This is a genomic window from Streptomyces populi, from assembly GCF_002911015.1.
Lineage (GTDB): Bacteria > Actinomycetota > Actinomycetes > Streptomycetales > Streptomycetaceae > Streptomyces > Streptomyces populi.
Window position 1 is genome coordinate 1 of record NZ_KZ626983.1, and the last position, 19744, is coordinate 19744.

General features: G+C 71.1%; 20 protein-coding genes. 8 read left to right on the forward strand and 12 right to left on the reverse strand.

Annotated features, from left to right (window positions below; translation table 11 throughout):
• Positions 1-138: 138 nt before the first annotated feature.
• The gene (locus tag CW362_RS38355; RefSeq protein ID WP_476756088.1) at positions 139-969 is read left to right on the forward strand and encodes an SCO4651 family lipoprotein; all 831 of its coding nucleotides are present in this window, start codon (positions 139-141) and stop codon (positions 967-969) included.
• A gap of 132 nt (positions 970-1101) precedes the next feature.
• On the forward strand, positions 1102-1290 hold the full coding sequence (locus tag CW362_RS38360) for a hypothetical protein (RefSeq protein WP_103554216.1): 189 nt from the start codon (positions 1102-1104) through the stop codon (positions 1288-1290).
• Between the two features lie 111 nt (positions 1291-1401).
• Here the strand turns inward: CW362_RS38360 and CW362_RS38365 are convergent, their stop codons facing one another.
• The gene (locus CW362_RS38365; RefSeq protein ID WP_103554217.1) at positions 1402-1758 is read right to left on the reverse strand and encodes a metal-sensitive transcriptional regulator; all 357 of its coding nucleotides are present in this window, start codon (positions 1756-1758) and stop codon (positions 1402-1404) included.
• 237 nt (positions 1759-1995) lie between these two features.
• On the opposite strand from CW362_RS38365, the gene CW362_RS38370 reads away from it, so the two are divergent.
• The gene (locus CW362_RS38370) at positions 1996-2616 is read left to right on the forward strand and encodes a DUF47 domain-containing protein (RefSeq protein ID WP_103554218.1); all 621 of its coding nucleotides are present in this window, start codon (positions 1996-1998) and stop codon (positions 2614-2616) included.
• Between the two features lie 7 nt (positions 2617-2623).
• Positions 2624-3622: an inorganic phosphate transporter gene (locus tag CW362_RS38375; RefSeq protein WP_103554219.1), complete on the forward strand. Its 999-nt coding sequence runs from the start codon at positions 2624-2626 to the stop codon at positions 3620-3622.
• 282 nt (positions 3623-3904) lie between these two features.
• On the opposite strand, the gene pstB is transcribed toward CW362_RS38375, so the two are convergent.
• The 11 genes from pstB to CW362_RS38430 form a co-directional block, all read right to left on the reverse strand.
• On the reverse strand, positions 3905-4681 hold the full coding sequence (gene pstB / locus CW362_RS38380) for a phosphate ABC transporter ATP-binding protein PstB (RefSeq protein ID WP_103554220.1): 777 nt from the start codon (positions 4679-4681) through the stop codon (positions 3905-3907).
• A gap of 47 nt (positions 4682-4728) precedes the next feature.
• On the reverse strand, positions 4729-5787 hold the full coding sequence (gene pstA, locus CW362_RS38385) for a phosphate ABC transporter permease PstA (protein ID WP_103554221.1): 1059 nt from the start codon (positions 5785-5787) through the stop codon (positions 4729-4731).
• The gene (gene pstC / locus CW362_RS38390; RefSeq protein ID WP_103554222.1) at positions 5784-6791 is read right to left on the reverse strand and encodes a phosphate ABC transporter permease subunit PstC; all 1008 of its coding nucleotides are present in this window, start codon (positions 6789-6791) and stop codon (positions 5784-5786) included. Before pstC ends, pstA begins: the two co-directional genes overlap by 4 nt.
• 100 nt (positions 6792-6891) lie before the next feature.
• The gene (gene pstS / locus CW362_RS38395) at positions 6892-8022 is read right to left on the reverse strand and encodes a phosphate ABC transporter substrate-binding protein PstS (protein WP_206301202.1); all 1131 of its coding nucleotides are present in this window, start codon (positions 8020-8022) and stop codon (positions 6892-6894) included.
• A gap of 460 nt (positions 8023-8482) precedes the next feature.
• Entirely contained in the window at positions 8483-8899 is a 417-nt protein-coding gene (locus CW362_RS38400; protein ID WP_103554223.1) for an NUDIX hydrolase, read from the reverse strand.
• Between the two features lie 10 nt (positions 8900-8909).
• Positions 8910-9974: a CHAD domain-containing protein gene (locus CW362_RS38405; RefSeq protein ID WP_103554224.1), complete on the reverse strand. Its 1065-nt coding sequence runs from the start codon at positions 9972-9974 to the stop codon at positions 8910-8912.
• Positions 9955-12186: an RNA degradosome polyphosphate kinase gene (locus CW362_RS38410; RefSeq protein ID WP_103554225.1), complete on the reverse strand. Its 2232-nt coding sequence runs from the start codon at positions 12184-12186 to the stop codon at positions 9955-9957. The genes CW362_RS38405 and CW362_RS38410 overlap by 20 nt, the downstream gene beginning before the upstream one ends.
• A 316-nt stretch (positions 12187-12502) precedes the next feature.
• Positions 12503-13498 (reverse strand): hypothetical protein, encoded by a 996-nt coding sequence (locus CW362_RS38415; protein WP_103554226.1) that lies wholly within the window; start codon positions 13496-13498, stop codon positions 12503-12505.
• Positions 13495-14448, reverse strand: coding sequence for a hypothetical protein (locus CW362_RS38420; RefSeq protein ID WP_103554227.1), 954 nt, complete (start codon positions 14446-14448; stop codon positions 13495-13497). The genes CW362_RS38415 and CW362_RS38420 overlap by 4 nt, the downstream gene beginning before the upstream one ends.
• On the reverse strand, positions 14445-15368 hold the full coding sequence (locus CW362_RS38425) for an ABC transporter ATP-binding protein (RefSeq protein WP_240658267.1): 924 nt from the start codon (positions 15366-15368) through the stop codon (positions 14445-14447). Before CW362_RS38425 ends, CW362_RS38420 begins: the two co-directional genes overlap by 4 nt.
• Complete coding sequence (locus CW362_RS38430) at positions 15365-15751, reverse strand: GntR family transcriptional regulator (RefSeq protein ID WP_103554229.1); 387 nt, start codon at positions 15749-15751, stop codon at positions 15365-15367. Before CW362_RS38430 ends, CW362_RS38425 begins: the two co-directional genes overlap by 4 nt.
• 236 nt (positions 15752-15987) lie before the next feature.
• On the opposite strand from CW362_RS38430, the gene CW362_RS38435 reads away from it, so the two are divergent.
• From CW362_RS38435 to CW362_RS38450, 4 genes are all read left to right on the forward strand, one after another.
• Entirely contained in the window at positions 15988-16530 is a 543-nt protein-coding gene (locus CW362_RS38435) for an RNA polymerase sigma factor (RefSeq protein ID WP_103554230.1), read from the forward strand.
• Positions 16527-17438, forward strand: coding sequence for a cupin domain-containing protein (locus CW362_RS38440; RefSeq protein ID WP_103554231.1), 912 nt, complete (start codon positions 16527-16529; stop codon positions 17436-17438). The genes CW362_RS38435 and CW362_RS38440 overlap by 4 nt, the downstream gene beginning before the upstream one ends.
• Positions 17435-18295 carry an ABC transporter ATP-binding protein gene (locus CW362_RS38445; protein WP_103554232.1) on the forward strand — a complete coding sequence of 287 codons (861 nt, stop codon included), beginning with the start codon at positions 17435-17437 and terminating at the stop codon, positions 18293-18295. Before CW362_RS38440 ends, CW362_RS38445 begins: the two co-directional genes overlap by 4 nt.
• The coding region (locus tag CW362_RS38450; RefSeq protein ID WP_103554233.1) for an ABC transporter permease at positions 18292-19744 on the forward strand (1453 nt) is incomplete at its 3' end. The genes CW362_RS38445 and CW362_RS38450, both read left to right, overlap by 4 nt.

Sequence of the window (19744 nt, forward strand, 5' to 3'; positions counted from 1 at the left end):
TCGTCCAGGTGCTCCACACCCACAACGTTACCCAAGCCAGGCGAACGGATTCCTGTCGCGTGACGGGCGTCCCCACCTGTCGTTAAGCGGAGCGACGGGAAGGCCCGGGACGGACCGGCGGGGGGTCGGTGGACGATGGTGGCGCAGCAGCAGGAACGGGCGGCGGTCCTGGTCGCGTTCGTCGCGGCGGGGCTCATGGTCTGTGGTACCGGGTGCTCGGGCGGCGGTGCGGCCGCGCAGGACGCCCGCACCGGGACCGGCGCCGTCGGGACGTTGCGCGAGGCGGTGTCCGCGCTGGAGCGCGCCGGCAGCGCGAAGGCCAGTACGTCGATGGAGATGGCCACCGGCGGGACCCGGGTCACCATCCGCGGGCAGGGCGCGTACGACTTCAGGAAGCAGATGGGGCGGCTGAAGGTGGTGCTGCCGCAGGATCCGGCCGGCGCGGCCGAGCACCGTCCGATCACCGAACTGCTCGCTCCGGGTGCCCTGTTCATGAAGAACCGGGGGGCAGGGGTGCCCGCCGACAAATGGGTGCGGGTGGCGACGGCCGGGCTCACGGACGGCAACCTGGTCACGGGCGGCGCCACCGATCCGTACGCCGCGGCCGAACTGCTGCGCGGCGCGCGGTCGGTGACCTATGTGGGCAGGACCGAGGTCGCCGGGATCCCGGTCCGGCACTACCGCGGGACCGCTGATCTGGGGGCCGCCGCGCGGGGCGCCTCGGCGGGGCAGCGGCCGGCGCTGACGGCGGCGGCGAAGGGGTTCGCCACCGCCGAGGTGCCCTTCGACGCCTACCTCGACGACCAGGGGCGGCTGCGCAAGGTCCGGTACCGGTTCAGCTTCGTCAACGGACAGCGGAAGGGCACCGTCGCCGTCGCCTCGACGCTCCTGCTGTACGACTTCGGCGCTCCCGCCGTCGTACGGCTGCCGGAGTCCTCGGACATCTACGCGGGGAAGATCGCGGAGTAGTGGCTTCCGGGGGGATGGCAAGAGCATCCGGAGCCGTAGCTTCGGAGGAGGGCTGGAAATGGCCCTTCCGTGCCATGCGCGGTGCGTAGGCCGCTCCCTACCCTAGGAAGTCGGTGACGGCAGGAAGAGGTGATGCGCGTGGCTCCGCTCGGCGGTACGGCAGTTCAGGACCACGTGGCCCTCGCCGAGATCGACCTGTGCGGCGAGCTGATCATCGCGGCCTCGGCAGCCCATGAGGACCGCCTCAGCCTGGAGAGCATCGACGCGGTGCTGAAAGTGGCCGAAGAACGCGCACCTGAGCGGCGGGGCGTGGAGGACTAGTCCTTTCCGGCCCCGTCCCGGTGGCCGGGGCACGCGCGTCGCGGATGTCACATGCGTCGTATCTCTCATGTTTCGCGTGGTTCCGCCGGTCTTCCGTGACCGGCGGGCCGCTCAGGTGCGCAGCAGGCGGCCGATCGCCTTCGTCGCTTCCTCGACCTTCGCGTCGATCTCGTCGCCGCCCTTGAGGGCCGCGTCCGCCACGCAGTGGCGCAGGTGTTCCTCCAGGAGCTGGAGGGCGAAGGACTGGAGGGCCTTGGTGGAGGCGGACACCTGGGTGAGTATGTCGATGCAGTAGACGTCCTCGTCGACCATGCGTTGCAGGCCGCGGATCTGCCCCTCGATGCGGCGCAGCCGCTTCAGGTGCTCGGCCTTCTGCTGGTGGTAGCCGTGGATGCCGCGGTCGTGGTCGGTCACGATCTCCTGCGTGTCGCCGGAGGGCGTCGCCGCGCCGGCCTCGGTGGTCGTCATCGCGTCCTCCTGCTGGATCCGATCGGCGATCCTGTCTGAAACGCCACTTACATATACCCCTGGTGGGTATATCGTACCGAACTTTGCGGGGTAGGGAATTCTTGCCCGGCGCCGGTGCCGGACCCCGTGCCGATCACCGTGCTCGATGGGCGACACTGGGTGGCGGCCCGTTAGCCGTGGCCGGATGATGCGCCTAGCATCAGCCTGACCGAACCGAAGCACCCCGAGGACCTCAACGTGCGCTTTCGTCTGACCCCCAGGGAGACGAGCTTCTACGACATGTTCTCCGCATCCGCGGACAACATCGTCACGGGCTCGAAGCTCCTGATGGAACTGCTCGGGGCGGACGCTTCCGCTCGGGCCGAGATCGCAGAGCGCATGCGGGCCGCGGAACACGCTGGTGACGACGCGACGCACGCGATCTTCCACCAGCTGAACTCCTCCTTCATCACGCCCTTCGACCGCGAGGACATCTACAGCCTCGCCTCGTCCCTCGACGACATCATGGACTTCATGGAGGAGGCCGTCGACCTGGTCGTCCTCTACAACGTCGAGGAACTCCCCAAGGGCGTCGAGCAGCAGATCGAGGTCCTGTCGCGGGCCGCGGAGCTGACCGCCGAGGCCATGCCCAACCTGCGGACCATGGACAACCTCACGGAGTACTGGATCGAGGTCAACCGTCTGGAGAACCAGGCCGACCAGATCCACCGCAAGCTGCTGGCCCATCTCTTCAACGGCAAGTACGACGCCATCGAGGTGCTGAAGCTGAAGCAGATCGTGGACGTGCTGGAAGAAGCGGCCGACGCGTTCGAGCACGTGGCGAACACGGTGGAGACCATCGCCGTCAAGGAGTCCTGACCCGTTCATGGACACCTTCGCTTTGATCGTGACCATCGGGGTCGCGCTCGGTTTCACGTACACGAACGGCTTCCACGACTCGGCGAACGCCATCGCCACCTCCGTGTCCACGCGCGCCCTGACGCCGCGGGCCGCGCTCGCCATGGCCGCGGTGATGAACCTCGCCGGCGCGTTCCTCGGCAGCGGGGTCGCCAAGACCGTCAGTGAGGGGCTGATCCAGACGCCCGAGGGCTCGAAGGGGATGGGCATCCTCTTCGCCGCGCTCGTCGGCGCGATCACCTGGAACCTGATCACCTGGTACTTCGGTCTGCCGTCCTCGTCCTCGCACGCCCTGTTCGGCGGCATGGTCGGCGCGGCCCTGGCCGGTGGCACGACGGTCTACTGGAGCGGCGTCCTCGACAAGGTCATCATCCCGATGTTCCTGTCGCCGCTCGTCGGTCTGCTCGTCGGCTATCTCGTGATGGCCGTGATCATGTGGCTGTTCCGGCGGTCCAACCCGCACAAGACCAAGCGCGGTTTCCGTATCGCGCAGACGGTGTCCGCGGCCGGCATGGCGCTCGGGCACGGTCTTCAGGACGCCCAGAAGACGATGGGCATCGTGGTGATGGCGCTGGTCATCGCCGGCGAGCAGGGAGCGAACGACCCGATCCCGGTCTGGGTGAAGATCGTCTGCGCGACGATGCTGTCGCTGGGGACGTACGCGGGTGGCTGGCGCATCATGCGGACGCTCGGGCGGAAGATCATCGAGCTCGATCCGCCGCAGGGCTTCGCGGCGGAGACGACCGGTGCGTCGATCATGTTCGCCACGGCCTACATCTTCAAGGCGCCGATCTCCACGACCCACGTCATCACCTCGGCGATCATGGGTGTCGGTGCGACGAAGCGGGTGAACGCCGTGCGGTGGGGCGTCGCCAAGAACATCGTCCTCGGCTGGTTCATCACCATGCCGGCGGCCGCGATCGTGGCCGCGGTCTCGTTCTGGGTCGTGAACCTGGCGTTCCTGTAGGAGTGCGAGTACGACGCTGCCGGTGTCCGGCGGTGCGTGGGGCCGGTCCTTCGGGGCCGGCCCCCTTCGTCTTTCCGCCCAGGTGACATGGCCCAGGTGACATGACGGCGGCCGAGGGCTCCGCCCCCGGACCCCCGGTTTCCCCCACCCACCCGTCTCGGCCGGTGGAGAAGCGTCGCAAAAGACGAACGGGCCCGCCCCCGGGAGCCAGGGGCGGGCCCTTCTCGTCCTCGCGGTGGCACCGCCATGCAGCACCGCGAGGGGATTCGGGAGGCGGTCCGGTCAGCCGAAGCGGCCGGAGATGTAGTCCTCCGTGGCCTGGACGGACGGGTTGGAGAAGATGCGCTCCGTGTCGTCGATCTCGATGAGGCGGCCGGGCTGGCCCACTGCGGAGAGGTTGAAGAACGCGGTGCGGTCGGAGACGCGGGCGGCCTGCTGCATGTTGTGCGTCACGATGACGATCGTGAAGCGCTCCTTCAGCTCACCGATCAGGTCCTCGATGGCGAGGGTGGAGATCGGGTCCAGGGCCGAGCAGGGCTCGTCCATGAGGAGGACCTGCGGCTCCACCGCGATCGCCCGCGCGATGCACAGACGCTGCTGCTGACCGCCGGACAGTCCGGAGCCGGGCTTGTTCAGCCGGTCCTTGACCTCGTTCCAGAGGTTCGCGCCCTTGAGGGACCGCTCCACGATGTCGCCGAGCTCGGACTTCTTGTAGTTGCCGTTCAGCTTCAGGCCCGCCGCCACGTTGTCGAAGATCGACATGGTGGGGAAGGGGTTGGGGCGCTGGAAGACCATGCCGATGGTCCGGCGCACGGCGACGGGGTCTATGCCGTTCCCGTACAGGTCCTCGTCGTCGAGCAGCACCTTGCCCTCGACACGTCCGCCGGGGGTGACCTCGTGCATGCGGTTCAGGGTGCGCAGGAAGGTCGACTTGCCGCAGCCGGACGGGCCGATGAAGGCCGTCACGGAGCGGGGCTCCACCGTCATGGAGATGTCTTCGATCGCCTTGTGGGATCCGTAGTAGGCGGTCAGACCGCTCACGTCGATTCGCTTGGCCATGTCAGTCACTGCTTCTTTCGAAAGGATCGGGTCGCTGATCGGCCGCGTCAGCGGCCCGCCTTGGGTGCCTTCCAGCGCGCGATGGCGCGGGCTCCCATGTTGAGGATCATCACGAACAGGATGAGGGCGAGCGCGGCCGCCCAGGCCCTGTCGACGGAGGCCGGGGTTCCCGCCGCGTACTGCTGGTAGATGTACAGCGGCAGCGAGGCCTGCGGACCGTCGAACGGGTTGTTGTTGATGAAGCCCGTGCCCCACACCAGCAGCAGCACCGGAGCGGTCTCACCGGTGATGCGCGCGACGGCGAGCATCACGCCCGTGGTGATGCCGCCGATGGACGTCGGCAGGACCACCTTGAGGATGGTGCGCCACTTCGGGACGCCGAGGGCGAGGGAGGCCTCGCGCAGCTCGTTCGGGACGAGCTTGAGCATCTCCTCGGTGGAGCGGACCACCACGGGCATCATCAGGATCGACAGGGCCATCGCGCCGGCGAAGCCGGAGTAGCCCATGTCCAGGATCAGGATCCAGAAGCTGAGGACGAACAGGCCGGCGACGATCGACGGGATGCCCGTCATGACGTCGACGAAGAAGGTGACGGCCTTGGCGAGCTTGCCGCGGCCGTACTCGACGAGGTAGATCGCGGTCAGCACACCGATCGGCACGGCGATGAGCGAGGCGATGCCCACCTGCTCCAGGGTGCCGATGATCGCGTGGTAGATGCCGCCGCCGGTCTCGGCGTCGGCGACCACGCCCATGGAGTGGCTCAGGAAGTAGGCGTCGAAGACCTTCACGCCGCGCTCGACGGTCTCCCAGATCAGGGAGACCAGCGGGACGACGGCGACGATGAAGCAGACCCAGACCATGCTGGTGGCGACGCGGTCCTTGGCCTGGCGGCGGCCCTCGACGCGCGCGGCGATCACGTACGTGCCGAGGACGAAGAGGATCGCGGCGATCAGGCCCCACTGGACCTTGCTGTCCAGGCCGGCGGCCAGGCTGACGCCCGCTCCGACCGCGAGGGATCCCGCCGCGATCGCCCACGGGGACCACTTGGGGAGGCTGCCGCCGCGCAGCGTGCTGGCGTGCTTGCGGGTGACGGGTGCGTTGCTCATGCGTTGGCCCCCGAGTACTCCTTGCGGCGGTTGATGATCAGACGGGCCGCGCCGTTGACCAGCAGGGTGATCACGAACAGGACGAGGCCCGAGGCGATCAGGGCGTCCTGGCCGAACACGGTGGCCTCGTTGAACTTGGCCGCGATGTTCTGCGCGAAGGTGCCGCCGCCGGGATCGAGCAGGCTGGCCTGGATGTCGAAGCTCGGGGAGAGCACGGTGGCGACGGCCATCGTCTCGCCGAGCGCGCGGCCGAGGCCGAGCATCGAGGCGGAGATCACGCCGGAGCGGCCGAAGGGCAGCACCGACATGCGGATGACCTCCCAGCGCGTGGCGCCGAGGGCCAGTGCGGCTTCCTGGTGCATCTGCGGCGCCTGGCGGAAGACCTCACGGCTCACGTTGGTGATGATCGGGAGGATCATGATCGCGAGCAGGATGCCGACGGTGAGCATGGAGCGGGGTGCTCCGTCCTGCCAGCTGAAGATGCCGGTCCAGCCGAGGTAGGTGTCGAGCCAGCCGAACAGCCCGTTCATGTGCGGCACGAGGACGATGGCGCCCCAGAGGCCGTACACGATGGAGGGGACGGCGGCGAGCAGGTCGATCACGTACGCGATGGGTCCGCCGAGCTTGCGCGGTGCGTAGTGCGTGATGAACAGGGCGATGCCGACCGCGACCGGGACCGCGAGGGCCATGGCGATGATCGCGGAGACCACCGTGCCGAAGGCCAGCACCGCGATGCCGAAGACCGGCGGCGTGAGGCCGGTGTTCCACTCGAAGGTGGTGAGGAAGTTGCCCTCGTTCTTGCTGAGCGCGAGGGCGGCGCGGTAGGTGAGGAAGACCGCGATGGCGGCCATGATCACCAGGAGGAGGATGCCGGAACCGCGGGAGAGCGCGAGGAAGACGCGGTCTCCGGGTCGGGTGGCACCGCGGGCGGCGCTCTTGCGCGTGGCGCCCGAGGATCGTGGGGCGGGAGGAGGTGCTTCAGTGCTTTGAGTCGATATGTCCATCATGAGTCTCCGGTCTGCGGAGCCGGATCGAGTGGCGGCTCCAGGCGGCGGTGCACCGGACGGTGCGGCCCGCCTCGGCGAGGCGGGCCGCACACTCGGGTCAGCTCAGGTTCGCGACGGTGGAACGAACCTTGGTGATGATCTCGGCGGGGATCGGCGCGTACTGGGCGGCGGTGAGCTGCTTCTGGCCGTCCTCGCTCGCGGTGTAGGTGAGGAAGGCCTTCGTCGCGGCCAGGGTGTCGGCCTTGTTGCCCTTCTCGCAGAGGATCTCGTAGGTGACCAGCGTGAGCGGGTAGGCACCCTCGGCGGTCGGCTTGTAGTTCAGCTCGAGCGCCAGGTCGTTGCCGGTGCCGACGACCTTGGCGGCGGCGATGGCCTTGGTGGCGTTCTCGACGGTGGCGGCGGCCGGGGTGGCGGCGTCCGTCTTGAGGGAGGCGGCCTTGACGTCGCCGGTGGCGTAGGAGAGCTCGAAGTACGAGATCGCGCCGGGGGTCTGGTTCACCTGCTGGGCGAGACCGGAGGAGCCCTGGGCGGACTGGCCGCCCTTCGCCTGCCAGGCCTTGCCGCCGGAGTACTTCCAGTCGGCCGGGGCGACGGCCTTCAGGTACTTGGTGAAGTTGTCCGTGGTGCCGGACTCGTCCGAGCGGTGGAAGGCCTGGATCTTGGTGCTCGGGAGCTTCGCGTCGGGGTTCAGCTTCTGGATGGCCTCGTCGTCCCACTTCGTGATCTTGCCGTCGAAGATCTTGGCGGTCGTGGAGGCGTCCAGGACGAGGTTGTCGACACCGTCGACGTTGTAGCCGATCGCGATGGGGCCGCCGACCATGGGCAGGTCGATCGCGTTGTTGTTGTTGCAGGCCTTCTTGGCGGCCGCGGCGTCCTCGGGCTTGAGCGCCGAGTCCGAACCGGCGAACGCGGTCTGGCCCTGGGTGAAGGCGGTGACGCCGGCGCCCGAACCGGTCGGGTTGTAGTTGATCTGGACGTCCTTGCAGGCGGCCGTGAAGGCCTTGACCCAGGCGTCGATCGCGTTCTTCTGCGCGGAGGAGCCGGAAGCCTGCAGCTGGCCCTTGGCGTCGTCACACTTGATGGCGCTGTTGTTGCTGGCCGAGGCCGAGCTGCCGCCACCGCTGGTGTTGCCGGTGTCGTCAGAACCGCACGCCGTGAGGGCCAGGGCGCCGGAGACGGCGAGAGCACCGAGGGTAAGGGCCCGCCGGTTCATGCGCTGAAGCTTCACTTCGGGAGTTCCTTCCAGGAGCCGCCGTCAGGTGGCGGCGTGCGATGTCTGTGTACTGCGGTCCGTAGCGAGGTGAAGGGTTCGTCCGGAGGCGTCCTTCGCACCGCGTAAGGCCGAAATTAAGCAGATCAGGTGAAGGCGCCGAAGGCCGTAAATGAACGGGGGGTGAACCCCTGACGGCGGTGCGGTGAGGTCACGGAACGCTCACGTCGAGGACACGGACATGTCCCGGCCGAGGGGTCCGGGAGGGAAACTCCAGGTAATCGAACGGGTGTGTACGTGATGTGCGGTGCCCACGTTCCCGTCATGGCTCATTCGCCCCGATTTCCTCATGAGCAACAGCGAAGGGCGCGCCCACTACGGTGAGTGGCCGCCTGCGGCTCCCTGGGGGCCGCTTCCGCGCACGGAGGGACGCCGCGCCGGATGCCGGGAGCAGCGTCCTTCCCTCCAGGGGAACACGTCAGGCCGGACGCAGCGCGTCCAGCAGCGCGTCGACCAGCTCGCGGTCGCGGGGCTGGGTGAGACGGTGGCGGGCGGCGATGGGGGAGAGCCAGAGCACGCGGTCGACCTCGTCGTTCGGGACGAAGCGGCCCTCGGCCGCCTCGGCGGCCCAGTAGCGGACCTCCTTGGGGCGCTCGCCGACGACGTAGTGGACCGTGGGGAGGACGGCGCCGGGGGCGGCGTCGTAGCCCGTCTCCTCCTCCACCTCGCGCAGCGCGCCGGCCAGGGACTCCTCGCCGCGTTTCAGCTTGCCCTTGGGGTGAGACCAGTCGTCGTACTTGGGCCGGTGGACGAGGCAGATCTCCAGCGCGGAGTCGACCGGGGACCGGCGCCACAGGACGCAGCCCGCTGCTCGGATGGTGTCGTCGTCGGCCATGGGACCTCCCTCAGGGGGTGCGTACGGCTTCCTTCTGCCAGGCCTGCTGGAAGGCGAACCGTGCCGCCTCCACCTCGTGCCGCTGGTCGGCGTGCAGCACACCGAGCGCGTACGCCGTCGCCGGTGCGATGCGCGGGGTGCGGGCCGCGGAGGCCGCGGCCACCGCGGCCTCCGCCGCGTCCCGGTGCCGGTTGAGGGCCTTGCCCGCGCCGAGCAGGCGGGCGTCGACGGGGCATTCCCCCGGGTACAGCACCTCGCCGGCGTAGCGGTGCAGCCGCAGCAGCAGCCTGACCTGGTGCCAGGACGTGTCCTGCGGCTGGGCGGCGGTGTCGGCGGAGAGGCCGTGCACCAGGGCTTCCGCGTTGTAGGGGCGGCCCGCGACGACCAGCGGGAGCGCGGTGACGGCGTCGGCCAGCCGGTCCTGGGCCGCGGCGGCCAGCGGACGCAGATCGGCGGTGCCCGCGGCCGGGGCCAGCGGAACCTCGCTGGCGAGCACGGCGACGCTGTCGGCGACGGCGTGGAAGCGGGAGGAACCGAGCGCCTGGAGGGCCGCCGAGTGGGCGCGGGTGCGGGCGAGCGTCAGCTGGCGGTCGAGGAGCGCGCCCGCTTTCGCGGCACCGACGGTCAGACCGCCCGGCTTGGGGGGCCCGGCCGTGCCCTGGCCGGGCAGGCCCACCGTGCCCGACAGCCGGTTCAGCGCGCCGAGCAGCCGTTCCAGGCGCGCGGAATAGGCGTGTTCGCGCGCCAGGGTGCCCGACAGCCAGGCCAGTTCGGGGCGCATCCTCTCCGACCAGTCCGCGTCCAGGAGCGGCCGGAAGGTGTGCAGGCTGCCGCTGATGCGGCGGGCGGAGCGGCGCAGGGAGCGCGCCGCGTCGCCGGATTCCCCTCCGCCGCCCGCCGCGCCACCGGTCTCCCGGTGCTGGCGCAGTGAGCGGAGGAACTCCGTGGCCTGGGCCCGCAGATAGCCCGCGAGGGCGTCACCGATCGGGGCACCTCCCTCGTCGAGGGGGGCCGAGGCCCTGGGGGCCGTCCCGGCCACGGAGCCGGTGGGGGGATCAAGGTGCTGCTGTGCCACGCCGGCGCCTCCGGGCGTCTATGAGCATCTCCTGGACGTTCCGCAGGGGTTGTCCCTCCGCGTCGGTCGCGTGGCGGATCCACTCGCCGTCGGGGCCGAGGTGCCAGGAGGCCGTGGTGTCGGACATGCCGGTCTCCAGCAGCCGGTTGAGGGCTGCGCGGTGAGCCGGGTCGGTGACCCTGACCAGGGCCTCGATCCGCCGGTCGAGGTTGCGGTGCATCATGTCGGCGCTTCCGATCCACACCTCGGGTTCGCCTCCGTTGCCGAAGGTGAAGATCCGGGAGTGCTCCAGGAAGCGGCCGAGGACGGAGCGGACCCGTATGTTCTCGGACAGGCCCGTGACGCCGGGGCGGACGGCGCATATTCCGCGCACCCACACGTCGACCGGCACGCCGGCCTGGGAGGCGCGGTACAGCGCGTCGATGAGCGCCTCGTCCACCATCGAGTTGACCTTGATGCGGACGAAGGCGGGGCGCCCGGCCTTGTGGTGCTGTACTTCCTTGTTGATCCGCGCGACCAGGCCGTCGCGCAGCGACTTGGGGGCGACGAGCAGACGGCGGTAGGTCTCGCGGCGCGAGTAGCCCGAGAGCCGGTTGAAGAGGTCGGAGAGGTCCGCGCCGACCTGGGGGTCGGCGGTGAGCAGTCCCAGGTCCTCGTACAGCCGGGCGGTCTTCGGGTGGTAGTTGCCGGTGCCGACGTGGGAGTAGCGGCGCAGGGTCTCGCCCTCCTGCCGGACCACGAGCGACAGTTTGCAGTGGGTCTTCAGTCCGACGAGGCCGTACACGACGTGGCAGCCGGCCTCTTCGAGCTTGCGGGCCCACTTGATGTTGGCCTGCTCGTCGAAACGGGCCTTGATCTCGACCAGGACGAGGACCTGCTTGCCGGACTCGGCCGCGTCTATCAGCGCGTCCACGATCGGCGAGTCGCCGGAGGTGCGGTACAGCGTCTGCTTGATGGCGAGCACGTCCGGGTCGGCGGCGGCCTGTTCCAGGAAGGCCTGCACCGAGGTGGAGAAGGAGTCGTACGGGTGGTGCAGCAGGACGTCGCGCTCGCGCAGCGCGGCGAAGATGTCGGGCGGCGACGCCGACTCGACCTCCGCGAGGTCGCGGTGGGTGCCCGCGATGAACTTGGGGTACTTCAGCTCGGGTCGGTCGAGGGAGCCGATGCCGAAGAGGCCGGTGAGGTCCAGGGGACCCGGCAGCGGGTACACCTCCGCCTCGGAGATCTTCAGCTCGCGCACGAGCAGGTCGAGGACGTAACGGTCGATGGACTCCTCGACCTCCAGGCGCACCGGCGGGCCGAAGCGGCGCCGCATGAGCTCCTTCTCCAGGGCCTGGAGGAGGTTCTCGGCGTCGTCCTCCTCGACCTCCAGGTCCTCGTTGCGGGTGAGTCGGAAGGTGTGGTGCTCGAGGACCTCCATGCCGGGGAAGAGCTCCTCCAGATGGGCCGCGATCACGTCCTCGATGGGGACGTAGCGGTTCGGGGAGGCCTCCAGGAAGCGGGAGAGCAGCGGCGGGACCTTGACGCGAGCGAAGTGCCGGTGGCCGCTGACCGGGTTCCGTACGACGACGGCCAGGTTCAGGGACAGGCCCGAGATGTACGGGAAGGGGTGCGCGGGGTCGACCGCCAGCGGGGTCAGGACCGGGAAGATCTGGTGCCGGAAGAGGGTGAACAGGCGGGCCTGCTCCTTCTCGGTCAGCTCGCTCCAGCGGACCAGGTGGACGCCCTCCTCCGCGAGCGCGGGGGCGACGTCCTCCTGGTAGCAGGCCGCGTGCCGGGCCATGAGTTCCCGGGAGCGGGCCCAGATCATCTCCAGGACCTCGCGCGGCTGGAGGCCCGAGGCGGACTTGGTGGCCACGCCGGTGGCGATGCGGCGCTTGAGTCCGGCCACCCGGACCATGAAGAACTCGTCCAGGTTGCTGGCGAAGATCGCCAGGAAGTTGGCGCGCTCCAGGAGGGGCGTGTTCGGGTCCTCCGCGAGCTCCAGAACACGTTCGTTGAACGCCAGCCAGCTGCGCTCGCGGTCCAGGAAACGGCCTTGCGGCAGCATGATCCCGTCCTGCGAGGCGTCCTCGTACGCGTCGAGGTCGGCGTCGAGGTCGGGCTCCAGATCGGACACGTTCGCCGCGACGGTGTGCGGGCGGTGGGCGGCGATGGAGCCGACGGAGGGCTGCGGGTGCTGCACGGGTGCCTGGGCGCTTCGCTGGTTCATGGACCCATTCTTCCGTGCCGAGGGCGAGACCGGCGCGTCGGAGAGGGCGGGTGCCAGGGCGCTGATACGGAAGATCCCGTTCCGCTTTTCTGGCGTACGCTGACTCCGCGTGGACGGTGAGGACTCGTTCTCCGGCGAGGGAGAGGGCTCGGGCACGGCGGGCTGCATTCCCCGAGCGTCGCAAGGTCACCTGAATCGATGGTTACGGCGACATGACGTGCGGGATATCTGGGGGAGGCTCCCGGGCGTCCGCACGCCCGGGAACCGTGTACACACCCGCCCGCGTCGCGTGCGCGTCCACCGGTGCCGCCGCCGGTTACGGATGGCGCCTGCGCAGCAGGGCGAAGGCCGCGGCGGTCGCGAGCCCCGCGAGGGCCAGCAGCAGACCGCTCTCCACGAGCTGGAGGGGCCAGAAATGGGACTCCGGCTGGTACGTCGTCCAGAAATCGGCCATCTCCGACCGCTCCAGGCACCTTTCGAGGGCGGCACCGTCGGTTCCGACGCAGGACCAGTTGGTGGCCAGGCGCTCGCCGCCGCCGGTGACGGCACCGTGTTCGAGGACCAGGGAGCCGTACGGGACCTGGAACGCAGCCTGCCCGGTCGCCGTCACGGCGGGCCACAGGCTCATCCGGAACCCGGCCAGCACCTCGTGCAGGACGTACGCCGCGGCGAGGGCGGCCGCGGCGGCGGGCAGGGCCCTGCGCAGGACCAGGCCCGCGAGCGCCCCGAGGGCGAGGCCCGCGAGGGCGTACGCGACGGCCACCGGCCCGGAGGAGACGAAGACGTTCGTGTTGTACCAGCCGCCGGACAGGCCCCTGCCCCCGGCACGGCGGGTCCAACTGCCGAGCAGGAACGCCAGGGTCGTGCCCGCCGTGAGGAGGACCGCCGGGACGGCGAGCCGGGTGGCGAGCCAGCGCGCCGGGGTGACGGACTGGGTCCAGGCCAGCCGTGCCGTGCCGCTCTCCAGCTCGCGGCCGGTCAGCGCGGCGCCCGCCCAGGCCGCGACCGCGTACATCAGGTACGTGACACAGCCGGAGGCCAGGGCGAGGGCGTAGGCGTGGACCTTGTACGTCGTGGTCTCCCGGAAGGGCGCGCAGTCCAGCGCGAACGGCTCCCTCGCGTCGCAGCCGCCGACGAACTCACGGGTGGCGGGTCCGGCGGCGTGCATCCAGACCAGGGTCGCCGCCACGGTGAGCAGGACGGCGCCCCCGACGTACAGGGCCGTGCGGTGCAGGCGCAGCACGGTCCAGGTCAGGCCGGACGGGCGGTACGGGGCCGGGCCGGACGGGCGCAGGCCGGTCAGGGCGCTCATGAGGTCGACCTCTTCCTCAGGACGCCGAAGGCGACGGCGACCAGGATCACGGTGGCGGCCAGCAGGACGCCGGTCTCCAGGAGCTGACGGGGCCAGTAGTCGGGGGAGGGCAGGTACCGGCGGGTGAAGCCGACGACGTCGTGCCGGGCGAGACACGCGTGGCTGTCGTAGCAGCCCGGGTCGGGGATCTCCTTGCCCGTGGAGGTGATCGCCCGGCTCCGCACGGACAGTTCGGGCTGCTGGTAACGGCCCTGGAAGGGCCAGGAGTTCGCGCGGAACGCGATGACCGCGTACTGCGCGAGGCCCGCGACGGCGAGGGCGGGCAGGGTGCGGCGCAGCGCGAGACCGACGACGGCGCCGAGGGCGAGGCCGAAGAGCGGGGCGGCGACGGTGGCCGGGCCGATGGCGAAGTACAGGGCGCGCGGTCCGATGCCGGCCAGCAGGAGATTGCTGTGGGCGGACCACAGCATCCGGTACAGCACGACCAGCAGGCCCGTGCCGACGGTGACCACCAGCGCGGGCACCGCCAGTTTGGCGGTGAGCCAGCGGGCCGGGGTGACGGACTGGGTCCAGGCCAGGCGCGCGGTGCCGTTCTCCAGCTCGCGTGAGGTCAGCGAGCCGGCCGCGAACACGGCGACGGCGAAGGAGGCGATGTTCAGCAGGGAGGCGGGGTCCTGGAAGAGGTCGTTGTAGGAGCCCGAGAACGGGGAGCCGATCATGTCGGAGCTCCAGGCGTCCTGCTGCACACCCGCGTAGCCGTACGTGTCGAGCAGGTGCTGCGTGTGGCCGGCGCCGGGGCCGTACAGCCACAGCAGCAGTCCGGCGGTGAGCACGACGAAGCCGGTCCAGATCCACAGCGCGGTGCGGTGCAGCCGCAGGACCGTCCAGACCAGGCCGCGCGGCGCGGGCAGGGCGCGGAGTGCGGGAGCCGTCGGGGCGGCGGCGCTCATCGGGCCACCGCCTCGGGGGCCGGGGTCGTGCCGGGGGTGAGCAGCGCGGGGACGTCCGGGGACCGCAGGTGGGCGAGGACCAGTTCCTCCACGGAGGGGCGTTCGGCCTGCCAGCGCTCGTCCACCGGTCCGTCGTCGCGTATCAGGGCGGTGAGGCCGCGGCCGGCGGGGCGGGACTCGACGACGAGGTGCGGGGCGAGGTCGGCGGGGGTGCCGCGGCCGGTCACCACGGTGTGCGCGAGGAGCAGGTCGTCCAGGCCGCCGCCGAGCCGGACGCGTCCGCCTCCCAGGAGCAGCAGGTGGTCGCAGGCGTCGGCCAGTTCGGTGACGATGTGCGAGGACATCAGCACCGTGGTCCCGCGTTCGGCCGCGTCCGCCATCAGGGTGCCCAGCAGTTCGTGGCGGGCCAGCGGGTCCAGGTCGGCCATCGGTTCGTCCAGCAGCATCAGATCGGGCCTCTTGCCCAGCGCGAGGGCGAGCGCCACGCGGGTCCGCTGGCCGCCCGACAGCTTCCTGACCTTGGTCCCGGGGTCCAGCGAGCCCTGTTCCACGATCGCGGCGGCGTGCGGGGCGTCCCAGCGGGCCGGGTTGAGCTCGGCGCCCAGGCGCAGCGTCTCGGCGATCGTGAGCTGGGGGTGCAGGGGCTTGTCCTGGGCCAGGTAGGCGATGCGCTCGCGCGCCTCGGCCGGTTCGCCGCCGAGCACGGTGAGGGTGCCGGCGGAGGGGCGCAGCAGCCCGGCCGCGGTCGCCAGCAGCGTCGACTTGCCCGCGCCGTTGGGGCCGACGAGGGCGCTGACCCGCCCGGCGGGGAGGCGGAAGGAGCAGTCGTCCAGGGCCGGGGCGGAGCGCCGGCCGTGGCGCACGGTGAGACCGCGCGCCTCGACGGCGACGGCGGATCGGGTGGTGCTGGTGGAACTCACTGGTCCCCCTTCGGGAAATGTGTGTCCAGTACGGAGGCGAACAGCGCCGCCACGTCCTCGTGGTCGAGGCCCGCGGCCCGGGCGCTGCGGGCCCATGCGTCGAGCTCCTCGCGCAGGGGCGAGTCGGCCGGGGCGGTGCCGAGCGTTCTGCGGACGAAGGTGCCGAGACCGCGCCTGGCCTCGACCAGCCCCTCGCGCTCCAGCTCGCGGTACGCCTTCAGGACGGTGTTCGGATTGATCGCGGTGGCTTCCACGACCTCGCGGGCCGTGGGGAGCTTGTCGCCCGGTTCGAGGAGGCCGAGCCGGAGCGCCTGCTTCGTCTGCTGGACGATCTGGACGTAGGTGGCGACGCCGCTGCGCCGGTCGATGCGGTACGTGACCACTCGGACAACCACCCTTTCACTAATTGAGTAGTGAAAGGGTGGTGCAAGATGGTGGCCGAGGTCAAGTCGCCCACGGGCGGACGGTGTTGCTCCGGTGACGGATCCGGGCCTGCTCCGCTGGTGAATCCGCTGGTGGGAGCGGTGCCGGAGCCGGCCGTCCGTCGGGTGGGGGAGGACGTTCGGAAATTCCCCGCCGATGCGTGAACCGATCGGCGGGGCTCGTCCGATGAGGGGATGTGAGGGAAACGAGAAGCGACGGAGAGCTGCTGCGGGCCATCGCGGCGGACGGGGACCGTCGCGCCTTCGAAGAGCTGTACCGGCGGTACGCGCCATGGTTGACCGCGCGCCTGCGCGGCCGGTGCGCCGACGCCGGGATCGTCGACGACGTCGTCCAGGAGACCTTCCTCGCCGTGTGGCGCGGCACCGCCCGCTACCGCGAGGAGGGCGACCCGGCCGGCTGGCTGTGGCGCATCGGCTCACGGCGCCTCGTCGACACGATGCGCGGCGACGGCGCGCGCGGCCGGCTCCGCAGCGCGCTGGCTCGGCTCCGGCACCGTGACGAGGCCTCGGCGGAGGAGCGCGTGCTGGCGGGCGTCGAACACGGCGACCTGGCGGGCGCGCTGACCAGACTCTCGCCCGAACTCCGGGCGGTGCTCCAGGCCACGGTGATCGACGGACTCACCACCAGGGAAGCGGCCGTCCTGCTCGGTATTCCGCCGGGCACGGTCAAGACGCGGGCACTGCGTGCGCGCAAGCAGTTGCGGGAGGCGTTGGCATGAGCGACGACCGTCACGGAAACGACGGCAGCGAGACGAGCGGAGAGAGCCGTACGACCTGGCATGTGCCGGAGGAGGACCTCCGGGCCTACGTACGGGGCGAGTTGGCGGCGCCCCGCCTGTGGTCCGCCGACACCCACCTCGCCGCGTGCGCGCGCTGCCGGCAGACGCTGGCCTCGGTCAGCGACCCGGTCGCCCTGGACGCCGGCTGGGAGCGGCTCGACGCCGAACTCGACGCCCCGCGGCCGGGCCCGGTCGAGTGGCTGCTCGTCCGGCTCGGCGTCGCCGACCACACGGCACGGCTGCTGACCGCCTCCCCCGCTCTGCGCCGTTCCTGGCTGGGCGCGATCGGCGCGCTGCTGGTCATGACCGTGGCCGCCGCCGACGCGGTGCGGGCCGGGGCCACGCCCCTCCTCTTCCTGGCCCTCGCGCCACTGCTCCCGCTCGCCGGGGTCGCGGTGTCCTACGGCCCGGGGGTCGACCCGACCTACGAGATGGCGGTGGTCTCGCCCCTGCACGGCTTCCGGCTCCTGATGATCCGCACGGTCGCGGTACTGACCGTGTGCCTGGGACTCAACGGCCTGGCGACCCTCGCCCTCCCCGCCTACGGGCTGTACGCCCTGGCCTGGCTGCTGCCCGCCCTCGCCCTCACCGCGACCGGACTCGCGCTCACCTCCCGGCTCGGTCCCGTTCTCGCCCCCTCGCTCGTCGCCGGCGGCTGGGTCGGCCTGCTGGCCGTGGCCCGGGCGACCACGGAGCCCGATGCCACGCTCGCCCCGTTCACCGCGGCCGGGCAGGGCGTCTCCGGGGCCGTCGCGGTACTGGCCGCCGTACTCCTCTATCTCGCACGGGACCGGTTCGACGCGTCGCGCCTCCCGTTCACCGACTTCACCGACAGGAACGCAGCATGATTCCCACCGTCTCGGCCTCCGGCCTGAGCCTCCGCTTCGGCGGGACGCTCGCGCTCGACGACGTCTCGCTCCGCCTCGGAGAAGGGGTCACCGGACTCCTCGGGCCCAACGGCGCCGGAAAGACCAGCCTGTTGCGGGTGCTCGCCACCGCCGTGCCCGCCGACCGGGGTTCCTTCACGGTCCTCGGCCACGACCCGGGCACCACCGCCGGACGCCTGGACGTGCGGCGCGCGCTGGGCTACCTCCCGCAGACGCCCGGGTTCCACCAGGACTTCTCGGCCTTCGAGTTCGTCGACTACGTGGCGATCCTCAAGGAGCTGACCGACCGCACCGCCCGGCACCGCGAGGTGCGCCGGGTGCTGGAAGCCGTCGGCCTGTCCGATGTGCGGGGCAAGCGCATCAAGCGGCTGTCCGGCGGTATGCGCCAGCGGGTCGCGCTGGCCGCCGCGCTCGTCGGCGACCCCGGCTTCCTCGTCCTCGACGAACCGACCGTCGGCCTCGACCCCGAACAGCGCATGCGCTTCAGGGAAATCATCGCGCAGGCGGGAGAAGGACGCACCGTCCTGCTCTCCACCCACCAGACCGAGGACGTGGCGATGCTCTGCCACCGGGTGATCGTCATGGACGCCGGCCGCATCCGCTTCGAGGGCACCCCCGCGGAGCTGACCGAGCGAGCCGCCGGCCGGGTGTGGAGCAGTACGGAGCGCGATCCCTCGGCCCGGGCCGGATGGCGCACGGGCACGGGAACCTTCCGCAACGTCGGCGATCCGCCCGAGGGCGCCGACCTCCTCGAACCGACCCTGGAGGACGGCTACTTGCTCACTCTCGACGCCCGGACCGCGGAGGTGGCGGCATGAGCGCCGGCACGGACACGATCACGCAGGCGGCTCCCACGGGGGTGGAGCCGCCTGCCGGGGGCCGGGAGTCCCGGTCGGCCGCGGTCCTGGCCCTCGCCCGCTTCGAGGCACGCGAACTGCTGCTCCAGATCCCGATCCTGGCCTTCCTCGCGCTGTACGTCGGCTATGTCGGCTGGAGGCTGTTCATCGGGGGTGACGGCGAGGACGACTTCCCGATCCTCCAGAACGCCGACCGGGCCGCACAGCCGACGTCCATACTGCTGGCCGTCGCCGTGTTCGTCTGCGTCAACCGCGCCGTGCTGCGGTCCCGCCGGCAGTCCACCGACCAGCACTTCGACCTCCTGCCCATGGAGCACTGGCGGCGTACGGTGGCGCACGCGCTGTCCGTCCTGCCCCTGGTCGCGATCACCGCCCTCGTCGTCGGCTTCCAGTTCACCTGGGCGGCGCTGAAGCCCGGCGCCGTCGGGCACGGCTCGCCCGCCGAACTGGTCGTGGGTCCGCTGACGGTCCTGCTGGCCGGTGTCCTGGGCGTCCTGCTCGCCCGGGTGATACCGGTCGGGTTCGTCGCCCCGCCCTTCGTGGTCGGCGCGTTCGTCCTCAGCGCCCTGGTCTCCGCGCTCACCCACGGGAAGCACTGGGTGCGCTGGCTCGGGCCGGTCGTCACGGAGGAGGGCGCCGACCCCTTCCCCTCCGAGTTGCTGGGCCGTCCGGCCGCCTGGCACGCGCTCTATCTGGCGGGCCTCGTGGTCCTGCTGCTCTGTGCCGCCGTGCTGGTGAGCGGCGGCCGGACGCGGCTGGTCACGTCGGTGACCGTCCTCGCCCTCGCCGCGACGGCCGTCGGCGTGGCCGGGCAGTCCCCGGACGTGCCGGCCTCGCTGGCCGCGGCCCGCACCAAGGCGTCCGTGAGCCCGGAGAAGGAACAGACCTGTGTACGGCACGGACGGTCCACGTACTGCGCCTTCCCGGAGTGGACAGGCCGCACCGCCGACTGGGCCGAGACGGTCGACCGCATCCAGTCCCGCGCGGGCGGTTCCGCCGGGGGCGAGCGGCTGACCGTGCGCCAGCGGATCGACGCCCGCAGCGGTCTCGAGAGCGACGCCGCGCTTCCCCCCTCCACCACGCCCGGACACATCACCGTCGGCACGCGCTGGGGCGGCAACCGCCTGCCCGAGTTCGCGGTCGGTGTCGCCTCGGTCCTGGTCACGGGCACCGAGGAGGAGGCCGGAAGGGTGTGCGACGCCCGTGTGGTGACCACCATGTGGCTCGCGCTGAGCACCCAGCCGGACCCGATGCAGTCCCTGCGCGACGTCCGCATCGACGACAGCATCGAGGGTTCCGCCACCGTGCTGGCCCCCGCGAGCCCCGTCTCCATGTCCGCCCAGCAGACCACCGTGGTGCGTGAACTGCTCCAGAAGCCGCACTACAGCGTCGCCGCGAAGGTGAAGGCGC